Here is a 24,432-nt window from a genome sequence, read left to right as displayed (position 1 = left end):
ATAGTTGGATTTACAGTGATTATTTTAACATAAGATGTTAACTACAATTTAAGTCGCTTATTGGTGGCATAAATTTCCATACGTGCATGATGAACAGTGTGGAATCCTTTTTCCGACTAAGTCTGTAAGGTTTCGCCAAGTTGCAAATAAGTCAGCTTCAAGGTTGGCCACTAAGACCTCTTCCTCGATCACTCTTTTTTGGTCAAGAGCGAGGACCTTCAGCTTAATTTTTTCAGTAACTTGTTCACCAACTAATACCAGACCAAGAGCATATGTCTTTAACTGGAAGAAATATGATCGTAACTTATCATCATCAATTAAACCTGATTTGAAGTCCCAAATTTCGATTACCTGTCCGTTTTGATAGAGTAATCCATCAATAATCCCCGTGATCATCTGACCAAAGAAAGAGAATTTTATTTGGTGTTCACTTAAGATTTTATCATGGGATGATTTCTTAATTTCATCTCCAACCCATCCGACTATTTCTACTTCATCAGTATTATTGAATTTTAAATCACGTTCCTTGATTAAATTTTCTACTAAGAAGTGAAGTCTATTTCCGCGATCAACATCTGAAACACCTTGAATGTGTGGTAGCTCAATATCTTTTTCTTTTGCAAACTCTTTGAGATCATCTTCTAGTTTTAAAACCTGATTTAAGTAGAACTTTCTAGAACAAAGAGCTAGCTCCGATAGCTTCGTAACTGAAAGTTCAGAGATTAGGCCGATATCTACTTTATTTTCAATATTCTTAATCCCGAGAGGATCCAGAAAGTAAATTGGTGGTCGCGTTGCTTGAGAAACTTCATAGTCTAGTTCAAAGTCTTCAAGAGAAACTGTTTTTATTTGATAATTTCTAAGTGGAACAATCCAGCTATTATCAGAATGCTTAACATCCTCACCATTTATACTAATATCAAAATATTCGATATTTTCGACGGCCCTAGTGCAGGCAACATAGAAAAGTCTTTTCGACTCTGAAAACTCTTTTTGTTTCTTTATTAACTTTTCTAAAATCAAATTAGGTGATGAATTCAGCTTTTTACTATTGATATCTGCACTCCAAGATAATGCTCCAGGAAGCGCACCAAATTTTGATTTATCCACTACAGTTCGTCCATTAGTGTGAATACCACCTAAAATGATCGTATCGAACTCTAGTCCCTTAGAAGCGTGAGTTGTCATAATTCGAACTTTCGGTTGAGAAAGATAAGAAAAGCTCGCACTGTAAGAGTCTTTTTCTAATGATTTAAGAATTTTATATATTTGATCGATATCACCCTTTGCTCCACCAATGATTCCATTAATTTTTTCAGAGTTATTCTTGTATGCAGAGCTTGATAGGCCCAAGTCAAATACAAATGACCAAAATGCATACTCAATATTACTATTGAGAAAAATATCTTTCATCTTTATCAGATTTAATACATCTACATTTTGATATGATTCATAGTAATGGCTACAAACCCCTTCTATGATAAAGTTATAATATCGTGCTATTGCCTGAAGTCTCTTTTCATCAGCACCTTCCTTAACTCCTTCTATTAAGAAGTTTACAAAGGCCTTAAATATAATAACAAGCGGGTCTTCACCATATGGAATTTTAACTTGGGCCACAAATGGAATTGAGGCGGACATAAGATTAGAAATCAGCTGTTTTGAAGGAGCTAGTGTTCGATATAAAATACATATCTCTTCATCAGGATTTTCACTTTGCTTTCGTTTAATTAACTCACAAATTGCAGCTGCTTCAATATTGTCATAGACTGTCGAAGATTTCTTTTCTAATTCAAGCTCAAGATTTACCTTGTGACCTTTTACAATTCCAAGACCTGCTTCCTTTACATCTGGAAAATTTTGATAATCAACTTTCACACTATACTGATCATGACCTTGATACTTTTCCCCAAGACCAAAGATTGTTTCAAAAAATTGATTATTGAAATTTACAACTGCTTCCTCAGAGCGGTAATTGTTAGACATATAGAGATTTTGTGGAATAACTTTTTCCGTTTGGTTAAAGACAGCAATTTCACCACCTCTAAACCCATAGATGGCCTGCTTTCTATCACCTACACACATTAAGCGATTAAAGTTTTCACCAATAACATTTTTAATAATTTGATACTGCCCTGGAGAGGTATCCTGATACTCGTCGACAATAATATAATCAAAGTTTTCCTGGCAAAGCCTACGTGACTCTTCACTCTCCTCTAATGACTTAAGTGTTAAGTATTCAATATCCGAAAAATCAATACCAGGGTAATTATAATAATGTTCTTCAATATAATTAAATAACTCCTTATATAGAGTTAGCCACTCACGGTATATTTCTTTGTTTTCAAAGAAAGCATCATAATTTTCAGATTCCTTATCATAGAACTTCAATAAAGAATTACATTGATCAATAAGCTCTCCAACTTCTAGAGGTATTCCCTTCGATTTTCGAGGCTTATTAGACTTATATATTTCACAAAAGCGTTTTATATTTTCCCAGCTATAATTCTTAGACAAAAAGAAAGACTCTGATGCACTTAAATGCTTCCACCAAGCTTTCTTGCTATGCTCATCAGAGTAAGTATCACTTGAGTAGTGGTTACTAAAGACTTCATTGCAACCGAGTAAGCCTAATATATTATCGAAATATTCACTCTCGTTAAATGAAACATCGTCTACATCGATGCTGGACCATTCATACCTAAGCTCTGGACTTGCGAAGACAAATTGCATCGAACTGATTAGCGCATCAATATTCTTTAAAAATATCTCAATCTTTTGCTCTTTCAAGTTACGAGTAAACCACTGCTTAGTCAGTTCTTCAATTTTTACATTAATTTTAAAACGATCAACGATATCGAGATTAGCTGGTGCACCAAAAATATAGCCGCGTTTAATTAATTTTAAGCAAAAACTGTGAATAGTTGAAATCCCAAGAGACTCTAGTGCTTCATCAATTACTTTCTTCTTTGTAACATCATCCACATTTGAAAATCGATCAAACATACGAGACTGTAACTCTCCAGCCGCTTCTTTTGTAAATGTCATAACCACTATTTTAGAAAGATATGATTTTAACTGACCTAGGATATCTGTGTGTCCCACTTCAAAAAGTGCATCATACTTCTTCTCTATTAAATATGCTAAGTGTTCGATAATAACTCTAGTCTTCCCCGACCCTGCTCCAGCATTGAGAAGAACACCACCACTATGCATGACTGCTTTTTCTTGTTCTGAATTTAATTGAATGGCCATTACTGATCTCCACCTTTAGCACAAATTGGATTTGCAACGCAGAAGGTACATATACTAGAGCTTTGAGGAGTTGCCGGCCAAGACTCGGCTTCTCTCATTGAAACCATTGTTTCACTCATAAACTCATTAAACTCTTCTTTCTTATAATTCTCTATTCGATTTGTTCTTGAATGAAACTCATTAAAAAACTTTTCTTCACCTATAAATATTGAGTCTTTCAAATTTTCGAGACAAAGGTAACCGCCACCTTTTAAGTGATGCTCCACACCCCATGCTTCAAAATAGGCAAGAAGCTGGATCTTTCTAAATTCATTAATATCTGTTTTTGACGGAACCGCTCCGCCAGACGTCTTGAAATCATAAATATAATAATCACTTCCATCTTTAATAACTAAGTCGATGGATCCCTTGTAGCTTTCGTTTACTTTTGAGATATCTCTTTCAAAGAAGAACTCCACATTTGCTTCATTCTTAATTTCTAGTAGCTTATAAATAATTCCACTACAGTAAGACTCAACTGAGAGCTTTAAACTTTCAATGTCTATCTTTTCCGGAAGTAGAGACTTCTCATCAATGAATCGTTTGAAAGTATTAGAAATTAGCTCCTTAAGTACTCCTCGATCATAATGACTGTGTAGCTCTAAGTATGACTCGATAACACTGTGGTTAATAGTTCCAATATAGCGACGATCAATAAATGCTGAAGAAGAGACATCTAGATCAACTCCCTGAGCATATTTCAGATGCCATTTTTTTGGACAATCAATATAAGTCTGGATGAAGGAAGGAGATAGCTTTTCAGGAATGAAAGCTTTTTGACCATAGATAGTTTTAAAATTCTTCCTTTTACTACCTTCCATATGCCCTGGGCTTAACTCAACACCTTCAAATAAATTTTCTGCTATCGAACTCCCATGAGTTAAACCTTCTTCTAATATCAGATTTCCACCACTGTTGATAAATCGTCTTAGCTGATTTCTTAAAATTACAATATCGAGGTTCTTACTTTGCAGAGGCCCAAACGCACTAAATATAACAAGCACATCATTAGAGAATCTTTGAGAAGAGCTTAAAGCACCTAAGTCATCCTTAGATATATAGAGGTATTGTTCATCGGCATTTTCGAAAGTTAATAAATTATCTCTTGTTCCGATTGTACCAGTATCAGTCATTGAAATATTAACGACTGATGTTCTTGGAAGATTTAAACCTAGAACTTCTTTTAAAAGCTTTAAATCAGCGTTATAGATATTTTCATTCACTGTCGCCTTCTCACTAAAACTAATCACTTCTTTCTTGAAAGCTAGAATCGTTTTAAAGAGCATAAAGCCTTTTTCATTCATATGAGAAAGAGCTAGCTTATCTAGAAAAGTGATTAAGTCCTCTGCCCTTAGATGTCCTTTGTTTAAGTTAAGTTGTTCTTGAACTTTTGAAGTAAGTTGATCAACACTAGTAAAAAATAGTGCAAAGTCCGTTTTAAACCTTTTTTGCGAAAGAAGAATTGAATTAACCTGAGTTAAGTCCAATCCATTAGAAAAACTTAAAATTTGTTTTTCTCCTGAAATCAAATCACTTAAATACTCAGCACTTCTTCCCGAAGGGATTGAAATATAATCACAAGATATCCCCTCTAAATCCTCTACCTCTTTCGTTTGTTCAAGCTCAATCCAATTCGGCCAAAATATTTTACTATCACATTGATTAAAAACTGATTTCTCAAATGGCACAAAAACGTTAGCCTTTTTCCCCATCCCTTTTAACATATCAATCTGATTTGCATTTAAATGGTCAAATCCAATAAATATGTACCCCACATTCTCTTGTGGCCTAAAACTCTCACTTACTAATTGATAAGATTTTTGTTCATCAACAATATGAAATGTTTCAAGGTAAGTATGGAATCTCATTAGACCTGAAATACAATCTTTTTCAAGTGTGGCCAACTGGCTCAACTCTTCGATAAGGGAGCCACTTAAATCAAATGAGCGAACCTCTGTGAATAGCTCAAAGCAAAAATGAAACTTCTCATAATCATCATTGACGGCCGATTTCCAAAATGTCCAAAGGTCAACCATGAGTTCAGACTTTGAAAGTTTAGTTTGTTCATCAGTTAAATTAATGTGATCCGACAGAAACTTAGCAACTGTGATTGTTTCAGTATTCTTTGCATGCCCTTTACGAATAAGATAATCGCGATACAAGTCAGAACGCTGTGGAGAAGGACAGATAATTTGCCAGTTAGCAATATTTTGATTCTCTTGAAACAACTCATCAAAATGATTTTTATATAAATAGAGGTTTAACACGTAACATTACCCTTTTTAAATGACACTTTAAGCAAAAAGCGATATATACAAAGCGCCTACAAGGAGAATTTTACTGTGATTAAAGAAAGCCGTCTATTCAACTTCATTAATAAAGAGAAAACCTTCGCAATTTCTTTTCTAGAAGGTCAAAAAGTTATCCACGATCTAGCACTTATTCACAGTGTCAACAACCAGGGCTTCGGCTTCTTTAGAGATTGTACTCTTTCAATTCTTCCTCTAATTAATTTTTTAAAGCCACAAGAAAATATGGGAATCTTCATTGATTCAGACAATCCTTACTTTCGCTTTAAACTTGAAATGAACCAGGCCGGCTTTTTCAGAACACTAATTCTTCCAGAAGATCTCCCGGCAGTGCCAGAGAAAATAACAGGTAAGCTTAGAACAGCAAAACAATTTCCATATAGCAAAACTCCTTATTCAAGTATTATCAATGTCGATAATCGCTCTATTAAAGAACTTATGAATGACTTCTTTGATAAATCGTATCAGATGAAATCTCAAATTATTATCAGCGATGACAGTGACCAGGTTATGCTTGTCACAAAGCTTCCAGAAGTAAATGTTGATAAAGAAGAAGTCGTTGAGTCTATAAGCTTAAAAGATTATATCAAGCAGAACAAAGAGAGCTTCGATAATATTTTCAAACAAGCTCTAAATGAAGATAATGAAATTCAAAAAACATTTGAAGGACTAGATTTTGACTTTTTAAAGTCAACAGAGATTAAATTTAAGTGCAACTGCTCTCGTGATCGTATGGTTACAGGAGTAGCAGGAGTTGTACGCTCTAGTGGCTTTGATGATGTATTTCACAATGATGCTTCAATTGAAACGAAGTGTGATTACTGTAAAACAGCATACTTGATCACAAAAGAAGAAGTCTCTAGTATTCTAAATCTACACTAAAACGGAAGAGTCGTTTCTTCTGATCGCCAGAAGAAGCGGCTGTTTAGATCCGACTCAAGATATATCCCACAAAAATTTTCAGCGAGTGCACCATCGGCCCAAACAGGAGACATCAATTGTGATTTCTTATTTGTAGCAATTGGGATTGATTTCCACTTCTTATTAACCTTGCGCCAATCAATAGCTTTTGGAGATACCGAGCTTACTACAATCAAGTAGTCATTTGTTGTACTAACTTTCTTTCTCACCTGAACTAAAAAATTATTTAGGTATGACATATATTTCGCAAACTCCTTCGCGTCCTGTCTTTTTAAAATTTCATAAAGATCGTAATCAACAATATTTACAAAGCGACGATTTGAATCACTCATTGAGTCAAAGACATGCTCAAAGAGATTCATCGTATTTGAGAAACATTTATTACCACGACAAGACTGGTCCTTGTAAATTTCACCAACCTTGTACTCCGCTGACTTTTGAAAGTGAAAAGACTTTGCTTCCTTTAAAGTTTTGGCCCCAGAAATAAATAAACGAGTGTTTTGATAAAAGTTTGCATTACACTTATTTATCTTTCCTAAGTTCGGCGCACTACCTCGGTAGATGACCGAGTTACTATATCCAGAATTAATAAACACATCCCAAAGGCTCTTTCTTTGGTACTTATCACATGTTTGGTTAGCCAAACCATAGCCATTAACTTGGGCCAGTAGTTGATCCTCAACACTTGGAGTAATCGTCATCATATTATATGACCACATTTTTCCAAAACATGCGAAATTTTCTAGCTCAGTCTTTGCCGTATAATTTAGGTTTTTAAAATGCAGATAACCCATGTGCTCTTCGCTTAAACCGGGTATTTGAATAAAAATTAGATTTTGTGGATAGTTATTAAACGAATGTTTTTTTAAGTTAATCGTATTTACTCTTGAACATGATAAAAATATTCCGAGAAGTAATAAAAATATTAAGTTTTTTTTATCGTACATCATAATTTCCGACTCATTAAATAGGGATTCTTATGATATATTATCATATATATAAGATTGAAATTATTAAAATTAATATTCACGTTTAAAAAGTAAGCGAGGGAAGAAATGAATCAAACTCTTGATGCTGCCACGCGAGAAATTTTTTGGAATATTCCATTCTCGTTTAAGGTTGTCATGTACATCCTATTTTTTGCAGCAGTCTTTGTTATGTTCAAAGGCCTGTATCAAAAAATTCAATTTATCACTGGTAAGAAAGGTCTTGATGCCATCAAAGGCCTAAAAGAGCTTCTACCAGAGAAACTAAACTGGGGAGCATTCTTTAAGACAATGCTTCTAACTGGTAAAGTTCCACGTTTTAGAAATGTTGCAATTTTTCACGGCCTAATCTTTTGGGGATTTGTCATTTTGTGGATTGCCACGGATCTAGTTGCCATTCACGCAGATACTCCTTTTAAAATTTATAAAGGACCTGTTTATATCGTTATCTCCTTCCTAGCTGATATGGCAGGACTTATGGTTCTTGCAGGTATCGGACTTGCATACAAAAGAAGATATATTGACAAGCCTGATTACCTACAGGCCACGAGACCAAAGCAAGAATTATTTATGTACGCTATGCTAATCTGTCTTGTTGTTCTTGGATACCTGATTGAAGGTGTAAGAATTATGGGAACAGGAATGCCAGTTGGTGAAGCGACTTGGTCTCCTGTTGGCTGGTTCCTTGCAACAATCTTTTCAGCAATTCCACTTTCAGAACAAACATGGGCGTATTCATATCGCGCGATGTGGATGGTTCACATGGCAAATACAATGTTATTTGTTGCCGCATGTGGAACAACAAAGTTCTCACATATCTTCGTACTTCCATTTGCTGCTCTAGTTACACCTCCAAGACGTGGTGCTGTTCTTGAGCCAATGAATTTTGAAGACGAAACAGCAGAAACTTTTGGACTTGGAAAAATTTCAGAGCTTACTCTTAAGAACAAACTAGACCTTCTTGCATGTGTTGAGTGTGGACGTTGTACACAAGTATGTCCTGCAAACCTTGCAGAGAGACCTCTAGATCCTAAGAAGATCATTACAAAAGCTCGTGACCTTGCTTTTGAAACAGCGGCCAAAGGCGAAACAGATGCAGACTTCTGGGAAAATACAACTTACTCTTCAATCGAATTGGATTCATGTACGACATGTGGTGCATGTATGGAAGAATGTCCTGCAAATATTGAGCACGTTGATATCATCATGGGTGCTAAGAGGTACAAGACTTTAACTCTTGGTGAGATCCCAGCGGATGCTGCAACAGCAGTTCAAAAAGTTCAAATTAATGGTAACCCTTGGGGGATCTCTCAAGATGATCGCTTCAAGTGGGCCGACGGTCTTGATGTACCAGTAATCGAAGCTGGAAAGAAAGTTGATTACCTTTACTACGTTGGTTGTGCCGGTTCATACGATGCTTCTAACCAAAAAGTTGTTCAAGATACAGTTAAACTTCTTAAGAAAGCAGGTGTTTCATTTGCAGTAATGGGTAAGACTGAAAAATGTAACGGTGACCCGATCAGACGCTTCGGAGATGAGTACTCATTCTTTGAAATCGCTATTGAGAATATTGCCAATATGAGACAATACGACTTTGATAAAGTTGTAACTCACTGTCCTCACTGTCTTCACACAATTGGTAAGGAATACGCTAAGTTTGATGATGGTGACTTTACAACAGTTCACCACACAGAACTTCTTGCTGACCTACTACGTTCTGGAAAATTAAAACCAGAAAAGAAAGTCGAAGAAAATCTTACTTTCCACGATCCATGTTATCTTGGACGTCACCACGGTGAATACAATGCTCCAAGAGAAATTCTTAAGGCAGCTGGTGTTGAGATCAAAGAAATGGATAAGAAAGAAGATACTGCCCTATGCTGCGGAATGGGTGGTGGAAACATGTGGTACGAGGTTGAAGCTGGTACAGATCTAGCTGCTGGACGCCTTGAGCATGTTGGCGAAAAGAAAGTTGATAAATTAGCTACGGCCTGCTCTTTCTGTATGATAAACTTTAAGGGTGGAATTAGCGAAAAAACAGGTACAGAAAACCTTGAGATTGAAGACGTTGCTTCAATCCTTGCAAAAACTATCGATTAAATCAATTATACTAGGCTCAGTTCTAGCTGGGCCTAGCTTTTTACAAAATCAAATACTCGCCCAAAGCACTCAAGAAAATCAAACCAGTCTATTAGAAACATTTGAAGAAAAGTTAAATGCATTTCAAAATGAAGTTAATGAAAAAATCCTCAATCCACCAAGCGATAAGGTAACTTTTAGACAAAACTTTAAAGATGAAGAGAAAATTGAGTTATCGAAGAGGCAACTGAATGCCATCATTCTTTACAGTGAACAAGATTATACAGAATTGTTTCATGTGAATAAGTGCTCAATCTATACTCTTCTTAAAAATCGTCTTATTAGAATCAATAATCGACCTCTTTTAAATGTTGAAACCTCTATTACGTTGGGAAGTTCTACTTCTACGGCCCTTGTCCCAATAGATGCCTTTTTAGCACACTATTATAAAAGTAATTGTCGCCTCTCGTTTAAGCAGTCTCGTCTGTTTGAAAAAGGGCTTTTAAAAGATACATTTAAAAAACTAACTCCTAAATTCCCAAGGAATCAAACTCAGTGTCTTGACCAATACAAGGAACTTAAAAGTAATATCAATCTTGATCATATCTGTAGTGCCCCCTATACAATTGAGCTAGCAGACAAGCTTTCACAGAGGCTACGAGATAATTCTCTTAGTATTTCAGAGCGAAGCTATATCAACTCCCTAAGAAGGCAATCTAAAACCTATACTGATGAGGTTAGTGATAGAGATATTCTATACTTTAAGAATTTTTGCAGTAACTTAAGTCGTGAAGAGTTATTTTGTAAAAACTATTCTAAGCAAGACTTTTGGTCGCTAATTATAAATAAACAAAAGTCTCCTGATTACATCGAAGTTCGCTGTCGTAATATTTTAGCTAAGAGTTCTGAAGTAGATTTGAAAGATCTAGATTACTTAAAATGTATTTCTCTTTTACGAAAAGAACCAAATCGTTGCATGACTCAGGGACCAGCAACTGGATCAGTACTCTACCCTATGCCTAGCTGTAATGAGATTTCAGAAACATTAAAAATTTCAAGACTGAAGAATAACTTCAATGACTGTCCAAGAAATATTGGTAATTACGCTATCGTAAATGGTTCTCGAGTAATTAAACACTTTGCAACTAATGATATAAAGAGCAAAGATTGCGTCTTCCCTTCTTATGAAAAGATCTATGGCCTATACCTAGAATCAGATGAAGAAGAAAAGTGGCCACTTCGTATTTGCTATAATTCTAACAATGGGAAGAAGTGCTTACCTTTTATTCCAGGAAATTCAAAAGAGAATTACAATGCCCTAAATATGGTTGTAGCAAATGCACTATTCCAAACTAAAATTGTCTCTAGTCGAATCAAGTGTGAACAAGTTTCTAAAAAACAGTACAATCCACTTCGTCTAAAGTATAAGGCCGGATGCTGGATTGTTCCTCAGGAGCTGGCCTGTCGTTCTGAAAGCTGCAAATACAATGTGATGATTGATAATCGTAAAGCACTTGAGATCTGGAGTGAGGGCTCTCTTTCCTTTGACTACTTCAAGACAAAGTACAACTCTTCAGATGCTGATATTCACAGTAGAATAATATCTGTTCTAAATATTAAAGAACAAGAAATCAATTCACTTACTTCTTTGAAGTTCTTTTTGGATAACAAAAAGAATGGAATTATTCACGGTCAAGGATGTGCGGAGGATATCTATCCTTCTCATTACCAACTAAGAAAGATCGGAATTTGTACACCTATGCCATTTATTATTGATGGTTACAAAGAAATTAATAATAATACTTATCTAAGTTTTAGAAGTGCCATGGATGATATCAATTCTCCTCGCTCCATATTATGGGCGAATGCCTTTACATCACTTTCTAGGTACTCAACACTGAGCCCTTTAAAGAATTGGGAGTTATATGGCCTTTACTAAACTTACAAAGATCATTATTTCATCACTTCTTGCGACAAGTGTACTTTCAAAGTCAGCACTACTTGAGTTATCGACAAGACAAAATGTTCACAATCTTAAATACGACGATTTAAATGGGATTACCTTCTATTTAAAAGGAAAGAACGCTATTGCATATTCAGCAAAGAATCGCGCCAATACAGTTTTAGAAAAGAAGACTGATAGCGAATTTGATGTCATCAAGGCATCTGATGATCTCTACATTATCAGTGTTAAGAGTAGTCACTATAAAGATTTTTCATACATCTCTGAATCAGAAATATATTTTTATCAAATCAAAAAGAATCAATTAGACTTTGTTGGAAAAGGTAGCTATCCAAAATTTCACCATAAAAGTAATTATATCTCTTACACAAAAGAAGATGAAAGTAAGTTATATCTTGAAGTCGTAAATATTAAAAACAATCTCGATCGTTTTTCAATTCCACTAACTACAAAAGACATACTTCATCAAAGTGAAGTAGAGATTTTTGATGATAGTCTCATCTATTACACAGATAAGGGCCTTGATTTTAAAATCAATCTTAATATCTTTAATAATCGTTCTAAGAAGAAGTATCTTCTTCATCAATATGATAAGGCGAATAAGGTTGTGAGCCTCGCTAGTTCCGATAAGAAAGTATTCATACTTGAATCATCTGGTGGTAAGAATCCATATATGGACTTAACAGAGTTAGAAAAAGGAAGAGTTGATTTTACTAAAAGAACTCCACTAATTAACACACAGTCTGGTCCGGCCTTTAATTTAAATATATTAAATAATGAGCTATTCTTTATTCTGACGTTAAAGAGTGAAAACTCTAACCTCTTTAATCAAAGAGAGATTGTCGCTTACAATCTAGAAGAAAAGAAACTCTACCAAAGAACCGATTTAAACTATATTTCAAATATTGTGCTTCATAATAATTCAATCTTAGTTCCTTATAAGGACAAGATCTACTTGTTAAAAAATAAAGAAGGGAAATTCAGTATCAATAAAGAGATTAAGTCAAAACTATGAGATTTATAATTTTATTACTTATCACATTTAAAGTTTTTGCATCTGCACCAACACAACAAGAGCTTAAGTTTTCACCAAGCCTTAGCCCGATGCTTAAGAATTTAGTAACAGAACTTTATCTCAATAGTAAGATAAACCAAGAATATATTATTAACCTTAGTAAGAATCTAACCTCTCCACTTGATAATGATTTTATCGAGCTAATGATTTTAAACTCCATCCTAAATACAAAGTTAAATAAGCAGTATGAGCACGTAAATATCTCTCAAGCACTCTACAACGAGCTTGATCAGAATATTAAATCAATCGAATCTTCTCTTCCATTTTCAAAATCAATATCTTCTAAAATTTTAAAAGATATTGGTGAGTTATTAACAAATAGAAATTTAAGAGAGTACAACGCCTATATTAAAAATAGAGATCTAAAAATTTCACCGGAGCTAAAAGCATTCATGAACCGAATCAGCTACCTACAATATTGGATCGATACGCTCAAAAAGCCAACTTCTGTTCGCAATGCAACACTATTAAAAACAAACTTAGAAATTCTCAACTCCCTAAATCGCAATTTAAGTATTACGGCCGCAAGTTACAAAAAAGATAATGATATATCTTATATCTCTATAAATGACATTGATCTGATCAAGGCCAGAAGACAAGTTGATAAGCTTCTCTTTAATAACGCGCCAGATAAAGATCCTGATTACAAGGCCCCTCAAGAGCTTCCAGAGCCCGTCGAAAACTGGGAATAAAGTTAAAGGTGGCGTGTACTTTTTGGGGATTTCAACTATTTACCCATCTATTTTTAAAAGAAATAACGTGTATCCTATGATATATAATTTCAATTAGTTAAATCGAAAAAAGGAAGAAATTGTGACAAAAAATTTCGATGAGCTACCTAAAACATATAGCTCTAATGATGTAGAAAAGAAGTGGTACCAGAAATGGGAAAATGAAAAGTATTTTACTCCTAAAGCAGGAAAGACTGGTGAGTCTTTTTGCGTCATCATGCCACCTCCAAATGTCACAGGAATTCTTCACGCAGGTCACGCACTTGATATCACAACTCAAGATGCCCTTATTCGTTTTAAAAGAATGAAAGGTTATGAAACTTTATTTCTTCCAGGAATGGATCACGCAGGTATTGCAACTCAGTCAAAAGTTGAAGAGCTAATCTGGAATGAAGAAAAGAAAACTAAGCACGACTACTCACGTGAAGATTTTCTAAAGAAGATCTGGGAGTGGAAAGAACAATATGGTGGTGTTATCGCTAACCAACAAAGAGTAATGGGTGCTAGTTGTGATTGGGATTACTCAATGTTCACGATGGATCCTGAAGCAAACGAGGCCGTTCGACGCGCTTTCGTAACTCTTTACAATGAAGGTCTAATTTATCAGTCAGACTATATCGTAAACTGGGACCCAAAGCTTCAATCAGCAATCTCAGATGCAGAAGTTGATCACAAAGAAGTTAATGGTGCCTTCTACCATATCCTTTATTCTGTAAAAGACAGCGATATTAAATTAGAAGTTGCAACAACTAGACCTGAAACACTTCTTGGTGATACGGCCGTAGCAGTAAATCCAAACGATGAAAGATTCGCTCATCTAATTGGTAAGAAAGCAATCGTTCCACTTTGTAACCGTGAAGTACCAATTGTTGGTGATGAACACGTTGATATTGAAAAAGGAACTGGTTGTCTAAAAGTTACTCCAGGTCATGACTTCAATGACTTTGAAATTGGAAAGAGACACAATCTTGAAATCATCAATATCCTAAATCTAGATGGAACTCTTAATGAGCACGGTCTTGAGTGGCAGGGGCTAGCTTGTAAGAAAGCTCGTAAAGGTGTTATTGAAAAACTAAAAGAGTTAGAACTATTTGTTAAAGAAGAAAAGCACGTGCATCAAGTTGGTCACGGTGAAAGATCTGGTGTTGTTATTGAACCAATGATCTCAAAGCAATGGTTTGTAAATGTTCACGATATGGCCGCTGAAGCTGTTGCAAAAGTTGAAGATGATACAACTCGCTTCTACCCTAAGGGATGGGAGAATACTTACTTTGCTTGGCTTCGCGAGCCAAAGAACTGGTGCGTTTCTCGTCAACTTCTATGGGGACACAGAATTCCTGTATTCACATGTACATCATGTGAACACCAATGGGCGGATGAAGCTCTTGAGCCTGAATCATGTCCAAAGTGTAATTCAAAAGAGCACACACAAGATCCAGACGTTCTTGATACATGGTTCTCTTCAGGGCTATGGCCAATGTCGACACTTGGTTGGCCAAATGAGCAGAGAATGGAAGAGCGCGGTTTTGATAAGTTCTACCCAACTTCAGTTCTAATCACTGGCTTTGATATTATCTTCTTCTGGGTTGCTAGAATGATGATGATGGGAACAAAATTTTCTAACCAAGTTCCATTCGATAAGGTTTATATTCACGCAATCGTTAGAGATAAGCTCGGTCGTAAGATGAGTAAATCTCTTGGAAACGGAATTGATCCACTTGAGATGGTTGAACAATACGGGGCAGATGCATTCCGCTTCACTCTTGCTGCTGGTTCAGGTTACAACCGCGCAATTAACCTCGATCCAGAAAGAATCGCTGGTTATAGAAACTTCATTAATAAGATTTGGAATGCTTTCCGATTCATTTCTCCATTCTTAGACCTTGCTCAAAAAGAACTTCCAACTAACCTTGATGATCAAGAGAAGTGGATTCTATCGGAGCTTAACGATGCAACAAAAGTTGTGAATGAATCTCTCGATGCATTCCGCTACGACGACGCATGTTCAGAAGTTTACTCTTTTGTTTACGATAAGTTCTGTTCTTGGTTTATTGAGCTTTCAAAGAATACTCTTAACGGAGAAGACGAAGCGGCCAAAGTCCAAAGAGCGACTGTTCTTAAGTACTGCTTTAGAAAAATAACTGCCCTTCTCCACCCAATCACTCCTTTTATTACAGAAGAGCTTTGGGGTTACTTAAAAGAAGATAGTGAAGATCTACTCATCTCAGCAGACTACCCTGAATATGATACTGCTCTTAACTACCCTAGTGAGCAAGTTAAGATGAATAAGTTTATTGAAGTTGTTTCAGGAATTCGCTTTCTAAGACAATCGGTAAATATCAAACCAAAAGACGAAGTTGAAGTAGTTCTTTTAACTGACGATGAAGAAGCATCTTCTTACTTTGCAGATAATATGGCGGGTATGCAAGATCTTGCTCGTGCAAAAGATGTAACAATTGCAACAAAGTCTAGTGAAAATCCTAAAAAATGTATCATGAAGGCCACGACTCACACTGATATCTTTTTAAAGCTTGATGGTGTGATTGACCTTGATGCGCAAATCAAGCGTCTAGAGAAAGACTTTGATAAAACTCAAAAAGAATTTGATAAGATTGGAAAAAAACTTAACAACGAAAAATTTATGGCAAACGCACCTGAAGAAGTTGTTGTTGAAGTAAGACAAAAAGCAAGTGACTTTGAAGAAAAACTAAACTCACTTAAAGAACAAATCGAACAATTCAAATCATAAAAAAATAAGGCCCTTTCAAAAAGGGCCTTTTTTATATCTCAAAATAGAAATATTCTTCTTGATAGATCTCACCATTAAATTCGAAGGGAGATTCTTTTAAAACCTTTCCACCATTTTTAATAAAGAAGCCTTTTGAAGGATTATCCTTAAAAGTACAAAGGTAAAAACAATCATATCCTCGATTTTTAAAGTCTTTAATTACAGCTTCAAATAGCTTTTGTCCCATACCAGACTTCTGATACTTTTTTAAAATATAAAAGTCGTAGATTTCACCAGGAATACCATGCTCATGTTCACGAGCTGGCCCATAATCGATAAAGCCGACCACATCACCATCTGGTGCATGAAACACAAGAGTTCCACCCTCAGTGGGCCTGCGAGGAATTTTTCGCTCCCAAGTTTGTTGTACATCTGAATACTTTAATGAATAGAGATAATCCTTAGAGAGAATCCCTTTATAATTTTCCCAAAAACAATCGACATAGATTCTGGCCAATGACTTGATATCATCCACTTCCACAGGAATGATTTCAAAAGGAGCAAATGTAAGATCTTTTGCGGCCACCATAGAAATATTTTAGCAATATTATGCCGGCCTCGCAAACAAGTCTTTTTTAGAGCTATGGAACTAGTCTAAGTGATTGATAATTAACTATATAGTCTTCTAAATCCGGAAAAGTTTTTAGCTGAATTAGCTCGCTAATTCCATATGATAAAAGCGTCGATCCACTAAAACAAAGACGACCAATGGTCTCAGGCATATGCTTCCACTCTGGGATAGTCAAGTCTTCATCACCTACTAGGAAGGCGACCTGGCCACGATTACGACTCATTTGCGCAGTTGCAAGCGACTTTGTAATGACAACATCAAACTCGTCAATACGACGACGTAGAATATTTGGTGATTCACTAAATAAACTTATTCTTTTACTTACCTTTACCCCATCATAACTCTCTACTGCTTCACTTGGAATATAACCATGAAGTTTTAATGTCGGTAAGCATTCTGCTAGAAAGTTCATCCTTTCGACAAATTCAACGTCATACTTATGTGGATAATTGATAAATATATTTGAGATTTTTTTATGTGTAAAAGTGTGATCAATATTAGAATCGTTAAACTTCCCTTCCACTGCTTTTAAAGCACTTACTTTCTTTTCATCTAAGTACTCTCCACTATACTCTGGTAAAGATACTTGATAAAAGAAACTTTTTGGTCCTCCTTGTAAACCAATCTTAACATTTGCTCTAAAAGCTAGCCCTAGAACTGCCGAGTACATATCATTCACATAATCAATATAGTAATCAGTATTAAAAATTTCGTGTAAGTTTGCTGCAAATTTATGTGCTGCAAACATTGACTCCGTCTCTTTCTTTGAAATTGAATAGGCCCAACATCGCTCATGTAACCAAAAGTCATCTATCTGAGTTGCATCGGTATAAACAATTGCAACTTGATTGTCCTCATGTTCTTTAACAATGGCATTTACAACGGGTAGGATCGAAGCAATTTCTGCTTCATCACCTTTAACCCTGAGTAGGAACTTCTTCACTTGGAGTCCTCTCTTTAACTCTTAATTCACAATAAATTACTGTAAAGAAAACAACAGCAAGAGGAAGAAAGAATAGGTTTAAGATTGGAACAGAAATAAGAACCATAAATCCAACTCCACCTAGTAAATAAGGAAGAAAGCCTGATTTTACATCTCCTATGCACTCCGCAAAAGTTAAGTTATTTCTAGACCAAGAATAATCAATAAATGAAATCGCAAGAATTAGTCCACCTAGAACAAATGTAATCGGTGGGAAGAAAAATCCAATACCAATATTGATAATTGATAAAACAACAATCACACCAATCTTTTTAAGTTCATTCATGAGTATACTAGGTAGCCTCTTTAAGGTCTGGGCAAGTGTATCACTCGTCTCTTTTTGTAATTTATAAATCATCTCAACTCGTGAGCTAAGCATATCATTAAAAGGAGAGGCAATAACTGAGACCACAATAAAGAATGTCCAGTTGATAATTACTCCTAGAAGAATAATTAAAACTCCAGAAAAGACAGTGCTAACCCATCCCTGATCTGGATACTTTTCATTGATATAACCATGTCCCCATGTTGAGACTTCACTAAAGGCATAGTGCCCTAATGAATAGTAAAGAATAAAACCAATTAAAACCGGACAGAGAGCGATCAAGATAATCTTTTTGTCTGACTTAAGAATATTCATTGAACGAAAAAAGAAATATGGAAGTTTTCCAATCATTTTGACTCCATTAATTTTGAACTGGAAATTTAAAAGTTTTTAATTTTGAAAAGTCTTTTAAAGTTGGCTTTACGGGAATCGCCTTCACAATACTTTTCAAATTTTGCCAGTCTAAGTATCTATCCATTATATCCGACTCCACATGATTTTTTTCAATGAAGTCAATTTTACCTTTGGCCTTATTGACCATCCCAGTCGCTCCATTAAGATTGTCATCTTCATGGTGGTAAAGTGCTGTTGCGAGTTGAATCACAACCCAATACACATAACGCGCATTGTCTCCCATAGCATCCATCCAAAGGTCTTCAACGACCTCATGACACATCCAGTAATGACCTGTATTAAATAAGTTAAGCCCCTCTTGGATTAGTTCAAGATGCTCAGTAGTAAATTGTCCAAAGTGATAATTATTCATAATAGAGTTAGTCTAATTCATCTCGTTCTCATAGACATGATGCGATGACCAAAACTATTCAATCGGCCCTAAAGACGATAGAATTTCTCAAATTTAATTTAACTAAAATATGAAATAGGAAGAGTGATGCATCATAAAGATCTCGTACCAGAATACTTAAAAAATCTACAAGTTTACCAAGCTGGTAAGCCAATCGATGAAGTTGTTAGAGAAAAAGGACTTACACGAGTTTCAAAACTAGCTTCAAATGAAAACCCACTAGGACCTTCACCCTTTGCCATTCGTGAAATGACTCGTGGCCTTTGGGACCTTCATCGTTATCCTGATATGCATGCTTATGCTCTAAAATCAAAACTTGCTGAAATTTACGATCTAAAATTAGAAAATATTATTTTAGGTAATGGGTCTGAAGGTATCATGGCCTATATTGCTCGTGCCTTTCTTAAGCCAGATGATGAAGTCCTTACTTGTGACAATACTTTTATCGGTTTCTATATTCTTGCAAGAAGTGTTGGTGCCAAGCTTAACAAAGTACCACTAACTGATGATTACCGCTTTGATGTAAAAGCACTTGCTGACAATATTACAGAGAAAACAAAAGTCATCTATATTGCTAATCCGAATAATCCTACTGGAACATATATTACGAAAGAGGAATTCGACTATCTTATGAAGTACGTACCTTCTCATGTTCTAGTTATTCTCGATGAAGCTTATTTTGAATTTGCTCAAGATCAAGACGATTACCCAGATTCGATGAACTATCGCTATGATAATGTTCTTACACTTAGAACCTTTTCTAAAGCCTATGGTCTTTCAGGAATTCGTGTAGGATATGGTTTTGGCCATCCTGAATTAATTGGTTACCTTTCTCGAGTTAAGCTTCCATTCGAACCAAATCTGATTGGACAACTAGGTGCTGTTGGTGCCCTAGAAGATCAACCACATCTTGATCGTACGTTAAGAAATAATAGAAAAAGATATGACGAATTAATGGGCTTTTTAGAAGAAAGAAAGTTTTCTCCTATTAAATCAATCACAAATTTCGTTACATTAAAGACAGGAAGCAGTGAAGCTAGTGACTTCATGTTTGAAGAATTACTAAATGAAGGTGTAATCATTAGAAAGCTTGTAGCAAATGAAATGCCTGAATACGTACGTATTAGTATTGGAACAAAAGATGAAATGAAGCACTTCTTTGAAGCATTCGATAGAATTCTTCCTTCTTACAACAAAAGATTCAGAAAGGATTTAGTATGAAAATTTGCCAATATGTAAATCATGGAACTCATCGCCCAGAGCCTCGTCTAGGTATCTTATTAGATAATGGACTCGTTATTGATCCCAATAATGTTTGGGCATGTGATTATGAAAGAGAAGGATATTTTAACTTTTGGCAAAGAGCAAACCACACTTGCCCTCCGTCTCTTTTAGAAATTTTACAAACGAAAGATGACCCTATCGACTTTCTAGGGGAATGTTATGGCCTATACTTATTCTTAGAAAAAGTTGGTGATCTAACTCTTAGAGACGGAACACCTATCGCTTTTAAATCTGTTGAGATTAATCTTAAAACACCTATTGATAAAATTCCAAATTACCGCGACTTCTATGCACATGAAAAGCATGTCGCTGCTGGATTTAAAAAAAGAAATGAGCCAATCCCTGAAGCGTGGTATGAAATTCCTGCTTACTACAAAGGGCCAACTCATGGATTCATTGGACATAACCAAGAAGTTTTATGGCCTCACTATACAAATATTCTCGACTACGAGTTAGAACTTGGGATGGTCATTGCAAAAGATGGTATTAATATTCGCGAAGAAGATGCAAAAGATCATATCTTTGGATTTACAATTCTTAATGATATTTCTGCCCGTGATATTCAAAAGAAAGAAATGGCCGTTCGTCTTGGACCAGCAAAAGGTAAAGATTTTTGTTCAGTAATTGGACCAGTAATTACAACTTTTGATGAATTCGACTTTAAAGAACCAAATCTAAAAATGACGGCAACTGTAAATGGCGAAAAGTGGTCAGAAGGATTCTCTGGTGACTCTCACTATAGCTGGGCACAAATGATTGCTCACGTCTCTCAAGATGAGTGGGTTTTATCAGGAGACCTTTTTGGTTCAGGTACTGTTGGAACAGGATGTGGACTAGAGATCGATAAGTGGCTTAAGCCAGGCGATGAAATCACTCTAGAAGTAGAAGGGATTGGAAAACTAACAAATAAAATTGGACCACAAAGAGGTACAAGATAATGGCAACAGATAATAAAATGGAAAGCTTTAAAGCAAGTGGCGTTTATACAAAGCAAGCTCACGTTGATATTCCGGAAGGTTTATACGAGGAAGAACATGGACGAAATGGCTTCTTTGGCCGTGTAAGCCAACTCTACCATACTCAACCACCTGTTAACTGGACAAATATTTCAGGAGATCTAAAACCAAAGAACCTTCCATCTCTTTTTAGTCACAAAGACCTACAGGATGATTTTCGTGCAATCTTAACAAATAATGATTGTGAACTTAGTCTAGGAACAATTACAAAGTCTCTAGATTACTTTTTAAGAAATGCTGATTTTGATGAACTCTACTTTGTTCACGAAGGTAGTGGTACTTTTGAAACAATCTATGGCCACGTACCATTTGTAAAAGGTGACTATATCGTAATCCCTCGTGGCACAACTTATACAATTAAAATTTCACAAGCTGCAAAATTTTTCCAAGTCGAATCGAGTTCTGAATTTGAAGAGCCTTCAAGAGGACTACTTGGGCCAAATGCTCTTTATGATCAAACTGCTAAATTTACTCCTGAAGCGGCCCTAGGTTCTGACCAAGATTGGAACGAATATAAAGTTAGAGTAAAGAGACTTGGAGAAATCACAACCATCACATATCCATTCAATCCTTTAACGGCAAAGGGATGGAAGGGCTCAGTCTATCCTTGGAAGATTTCAATCTACGATATCTGTCCTATCATGAGTCACCGTTATCATATTCCTCCATCTGGACACACTACGTTTGTCGCAAAGAACTTTGTCGTTTGCTCATTTGTAGAAAGACCACTTGAGGATAAGAAGCATAAGGTTTTAAAAGTTCCTTTCTATCATTCAAATATTGATTTTGATGAAGTACTTTTTTATCACCAAGGAAATTTCTTCTCTCGTGATAATATCGATGCAGGGGCACTTACTTTCCACCCTCAAGGCGTTCACCACGGTCCACACCCAAAGGCCTTTGAAGCAGGTGAAGATAAACTATACACAGACGAGTATGCCGTTATGGTTGATACTCGCTACCCTCTTAAACCAACGAAATGGTTTGAGGAAAACGAAAATAAAGACTACTGGAAAAGCTGGATGTAATTATGGCAACTTTTGATACAACAAAACAAGATTTTAAAGACAATTATAAACTACTAATCGGATCAGTTGTTCCAAGACCAATAGCAGTTGTTTCAACTGTTAATGAAGATGGAACAAGTAATATTGCTCCATTCTCTTTCTTCACAGTAGTTAGTGCAAACCCGATGATCATTGGTTTTTCTCCAATGATACGCTCTAGTGATGGAGAGAAGAAAGATACACTTAAGAATATTCTTCGCCAAAAAGAATTCGTCGTAAACTTTGTGACTCAACATAATTATAAGAAAGTTAACCTCTGCTCAACAGAGCTTCCTCATGGTGAGTCTGAATTCGACTTTGCTAAACTCACAGAACTAGATTCTGAAGTTGTTACACCAAAGAGAATGAAAGAATCACCAATTCATTTTGAATGTAAGCTTAGAGATACTTTAAGCTACGGTGATGTACCAGGAACAGGTACTTTTGTGACAGGTGAAGTTGTTAGGGTGCACGTGGAAGACGAACTCCTTGATAGTGGTAGAATCGATCAAGATAAGTATGCCCCAATTGGGAGAGGTGCTGGAAATGACTGGATCGTCTGTGACCACAGAGTACAAATTGAGCGCCTAATGAAGGCTCAAATTCAAAAATAATCAATAATTTCAAGCCCTTAGGGGCTTGAGTATTATCTATACACCCCTAGTAATTTTTCCATTTTAGACCACCTTGCTGTCAATTTTCGCTAATATTTCCTTGAACACACCTTAATAAAGAAGAGGAATTTTATGAAAAGACTACTGATAACAGCTATGATCATGACAGGTGCTACGGCCCAAGCAGATCTATTTGATAACCTAACAGCAAATTTAAACCTTTCACCTTCTCAATCTAATAACTTAAGAAATGGACTAGCATCAATCCTAAGTGGTGGTGGAAGCGGTTCTGTAAAAGAAGCTGAAAGATATAGCTTTAACAAATGTTTTGAAATGCTAAGTGTCGCAAAACAAGAACAGATCAAAAGTGGTAAAAAGTTTATCAAAGCTGGTTATGCTACGGGAAAATTCTATTCTAATGTAATTGAAGGTGACTATAAGCAATTTCATGATAGAAATGAAGACATTAGTAAGTTTGGGCGCACTCTTATGAGAGGTGTTTCGAATTTAGATAGTATTAGATTTAATAGTACAACTTCTGATAAAGATGCTCCTCATCTTGATTACTATTGTTCAAGCTACATGGATATCGAAAGTGTATCAAAAGTAATTGTAGGAAATAAAGAGTGTCGTAAAGTTGATCTAGCTTTAAACGCTATGGATGCAAAATCGAAGAAAAGATTTAAGGCATCTGCATCAAACTTTTTCTGTGAAGGTGAAAATATTGTGAAGACAGATTTTACTGGAAAGAAATACGATGTAATTTACGAAATGAATGAAATTCAAGAATAATAAAAGCCGCTCTAAGCGGCTTTTTCTTTATCTAAAATGTATAACCTAAGCTTAAACCATATGTGAAATCATCTGAGTTTTTATCATCATAAGAAGAGTTTAAGAACGAATATCCCGTTTCCATCTGAACATAAGCAGTATCAAAATCAATCCTTATTCCAGGAAGCACTAAAATAACTTCTGGAGACTGCTGTCCATCATAAGAAATAGTTGCACCATCTTTCAAAACTCCATCGACCTTATATTCCATAAACACAGTATTTAAATAAAATAGAACTGTAGGGCTTACTCGGTAACCAACGTTAAGAGAGGCCCCTAGAGACTTAGCTTTCAAGTCAGTAGTATATACTGTCGAATCAGTATTCAGTGAGCCATCTTCATGATAGCCAAAGCCGAACTCTCCCTGAAGAGACATCTTTAGACCAACTTTCTTTCGATCCCCTCCAATAAACTGATACTTAATTTTTAAAAGATCAGAAGTATCAGGATAAGTTTGAAGTCCAATATCAAGTCTTGGAAGAAGTCCTAGATTACCTTTAAAAGTAAGAAGTGGCTCAGGCCCACTAACAGACTCCTCTGTCGTCGTACCACTAATAATAAAGTCATAGCCTTCAGCAAGATCAACATCATAGCCACTAGCAACACCAAGTGCGATATCTACCTTACCTAAGCCACCCGTTGTTTCAGGACTATCCATACGAGATGTAGGAATATTGTAATCAAGCTGAGCGCAACTTACGAATGTAACTAATACTAATAAAAAACTAGGAAATCTCATGAACTCTCCAATAATTACTTTATTAAATTATATTGAAGTTTTAGATAATTTAAAGAAGAAAAAAAAAGCCCGC

At 35.7% G+C, this 24,432-nt stretch carries 19 protein-coding genes; 11 read left to right on the top strand and 8 right to left on the bottom strand.

Features of this window, described 5'->3' with window-relative positions:
- Window positions 1-57 precede the first annotated feature (57 nt).
- Together ABMA76_RS00170 and ABMA76_RS00165 are read right to left on the bottom strand one after the other, a co-directional pair.
- The gene (locus ABMA76_RS00170) at window positions 58-3,255 is read right to left on the bottom strand and encodes a UvrD-helicase domain-containing protein (protein ID WP_393060546.1); all 3,198 of its coding nucleotides are present in this window, start codon (window positions 3,253-3,255) and stop codon (window positions 58-60) included.
- Window positions 3,255-5,561, bottom strand: coding sequence for a PD-(D/E)XK nuclease family protein (locus ABMA76_RS00165; protein WP_393060544.1), 2,307 nt, complete (start codon window positions 5,559-5,561; stop codon window positions 3,255-3,257). Before ABMA76_RS00165 ends, ABMA76_RS00170 begins: the two co-directional genes overlap by 1 nt.
- 75 nt (window positions 5,562-5,636) lie before the next feature.
- Here ABMA76_RS00165 and ABMA76_RS00160 point away from each other — a divergent pair, with 75 nt between their 5' ends.
- Window positions 5,637-6,485 (top strand): Hsp33 family molecular chaperone HslO, encoded by an 849-nt coding sequence (locus ABMA76_RS00160; protein ID WP_393060542.1) that lies wholly within the window; start codon window positions 5,637-5,639, stop codon window positions 6,483-6,485.
- On the opposite strand, the gene ABMA76_RS00155 is transcribed toward ABMA76_RS00160, so the two are convergent.
- Window positions 6,482-7,318, bottom strand: a complete 837-nt coding sequence (locus ABMA76_RS00155; RefSeq protein ID WP_393060540.1) for a hypothetical protein — start codon at window positions 7,316-7,318, stop codon at window positions 6,482-6,484. The genes ABMA76_RS00160 and ABMA76_RS00155 overlap by 4 nt on opposite strands.
- A gap of 261 nt (window positions 7,319-7,579) precedes the next feature.
- On the opposite strand from ABMA76_RS00155, the gene ABMA76_RS00150 reads away from it, so the two are divergent.
- The 5 genes from ABMA76_RS00150 (at window position 7,580) to ABMA76_RS00130 (ending at window position 16,107) form a co-directional block, all read left to right on the top strand.
- On the top strand, window positions 7,580-9,610 hold the full coding sequence (locus ABMA76_RS00150; protein ID WP_393060539.1) for a (Fe-S)-binding protein: 2,031 nt from the start codon (window positions 7,580-7,582) through the stop codon (window positions 9,608-9,610).
- Complete coding sequence (locus ABMA76_RS00145) at window positions 9,591-11,528, top strand: hypothetical protein (protein ID WP_393060537.1); 1,938 nt, start codon at window positions 9,591-9,593, stop codon at window positions 11,526-11,528. Before ABMA76_RS00150 ends, ABMA76_RS00145 begins: the two co-directional genes overlap by 20 nt.
- Entirely contained in the window at window positions 11,515-12,567 is a 1,053-nt protein-coding gene (locus ABMA76_RS00140) for a hypothetical protein (protein WP_393060535.1), read from the top strand. The genes ABMA76_RS00145 and ABMA76_RS00140 overlap by 14 nt, the downstream gene beginning before the upstream one ends.
- Window positions 12,564-13,319, top strand: coding sequence for a hypothetical protein (locus ABMA76_RS00135; RefSeq protein WP_393060533.1), 756 nt, complete (start codon window positions 12,564-12,566; stop codon window positions 13,317-13,319). The genes ABMA76_RS00140 and ABMA76_RS00135 overlap by 4 nt, the downstream gene beginning before the upstream one ends.
- A gap of 121 nt (window positions 13,320-13,440) precedes the next feature.
- Complete coding sequence (locus ABMA76_RS00130) at window positions 13,441-16,107, top strand: valine--tRNA ligase (RefSeq protein ID WP_392910699.1); 2,667 nt, start codon at window positions 13,441-13,443, stop codon at window positions 16,105-16,107.
- 31 nt (window positions 16,108-16,138) lie between these two features.
- On the opposite strand, the gene ABMA76_RS00125 is transcribed toward ABMA76_RS00130, so the two are convergent.
- Genes ABMA76_RS00125 through ABMA76_RS00110 form a run of 4 tightly spaced genes read right to left on the bottom strand, consistent with a single transcriptional unit; the run spans window position 16,139 to window position 18,790 of the window.
- Window positions 16,139-16,675, bottom strand: coding sequence for a GNAT family N-acetyltransferase (locus ABMA76_RS00125; RefSeq protein ID WP_392910700.1), 537 nt, complete (start codon window positions 16,673-16,675; stop codon window positions 16,139-16,141).
- 52 nt (window positions 16,676-16,727) lie between these two features.
- Complete coding sequence (locus ABMA76_RS00120) at window positions 16,728-17,660, bottom strand: hypothetical protein (RefSeq protein ID WP_392910702.1); 933 nt, start codon at window positions 17,658-17,660, stop codon at window positions 16,728-16,730.
- Window positions 17,635-18,375, bottom strand: a complete 741-nt coding sequence (locus ABMA76_RS00115) for an EI24 domain-containing protein (protein ID WP_392910704.1) — start codon at window positions 18,373-18,375, stop codon at window positions 17,635-17,637. Before ABMA76_RS00115 ends, ABMA76_RS00120 begins: the two co-directional genes overlap by 26 nt.
- A gap of 10 nt (window positions 18,376-18,385) precedes the next feature.
- Window positions 18,386-18,790 (bottom strand): DUF309 domain-containing protein, encoded by a 405-nt coding sequence (locus tag ABMA76_RS00110; protein WP_392910705.1) that lies wholly within the window; start codon window positions 18,788-18,790, stop codon window positions 18,386-18,388.
- Between the two features lie 126 nt (window positions 18,791-18,916).
- Between ABMA76_RS00110 and hisC the strand changes: the two genes are divergently transcribed.
- From hisC to ABMA76_RS00085, 5 genes are all read left to right on the top strand, one after another.
- Window positions 18,917-20,050: a histidinol-phosphate transaminase gene (hisC, locus tag ABMA76_RS00105; RefSeq protein WP_392910707.1), complete on the top strand. Its 1,134-nt coding sequence runs from the start codon at window positions 18,917-18,919 to the stop codon at window positions 20,048-20,050.
- Window positions 20,047-21,051 (top strand): fumarylacetoacetate hydrolase family protein, encoded by a 1,005-nt coding sequence (locus tag ABMA76_RS00100; RefSeq protein ID WP_393060531.1) that lies wholly within the window; start codon window positions 20,047-20,049, stop codon window positions 21,049-21,051. The genes hisC and ABMA76_RS00100 overlap by 4 nt, the downstream gene beginning before the upstream one ends.
- The gene (locus tag ABMA76_RS00095) at window positions 21,051-22,157 is read left to right on the top strand and encodes a homogentisate 1,2-dioxygenase (RefSeq protein WP_393060529.1); all 1,107 of its coding nucleotides are present in this window, start codon (window positions 21,051-21,053) and stop codon (window positions 22,155-22,157) included. Before ABMA76_RS00100 ends, ABMA76_RS00095 begins: the two co-directional genes overlap by 1 nt.
- 2 nt (window positions 22,158-22,159) lie before the next feature.
- Complete coding sequence (locus ABMA76_RS00090; protein ID WP_393060527.1) at window positions 22,160-22,789, top strand: flavin reductase family protein; 630 nt, start codon at window positions 22,160-22,162, stop codon at window positions 22,787-22,789.
- Between the two features lie 132 nt (window positions 22,790-22,921).
- A complete protein-coding gene (locus tag ABMA76_RS00085) occupies window positions 22,922-23,581 on the top strand; it encodes a hypothetical protein (protein ID WP_392910715.1) in 660 nt (219 codons plus the stop codon).
- A gap of 31 nt (window positions 23,582-23,612) precedes the next feature.
- Here the strand turns inward: ABMA76_RS00085 and ABMA76_RS00080 are convergent, their stop codons facing one another.
- Window positions 23,613-24,359 carry a hypothetical protein gene (locus ABMA76_RS00080; RefSeq protein ID WP_392910717.1) on the bottom strand — a complete coding sequence of 249 codons (747 nt, stop codon included), beginning with the start codon at window positions 24,357-24,359 and terminating at the stop codon, window positions 23,613-23,615.
- Between the last annotated feature and the right edge of the window lie 73 nt (window positions 24,360-24,432).

It is taken from the genome of Halobacteriovorax sp. ZH5_bin.2, assembly GCF_043196375.1.
Lineage (GTDB): Bacteria > Bdellovibrionota > Bacteriovoracia > Bacteriovoracales > Bacteriovoracaceae > Halobacteriovorax_A.
The sequence above is the reverse complement of the archived record's forward strand: the minus strand, read 5'-3'. Positions and strand labels throughout refer to the sequence as shown.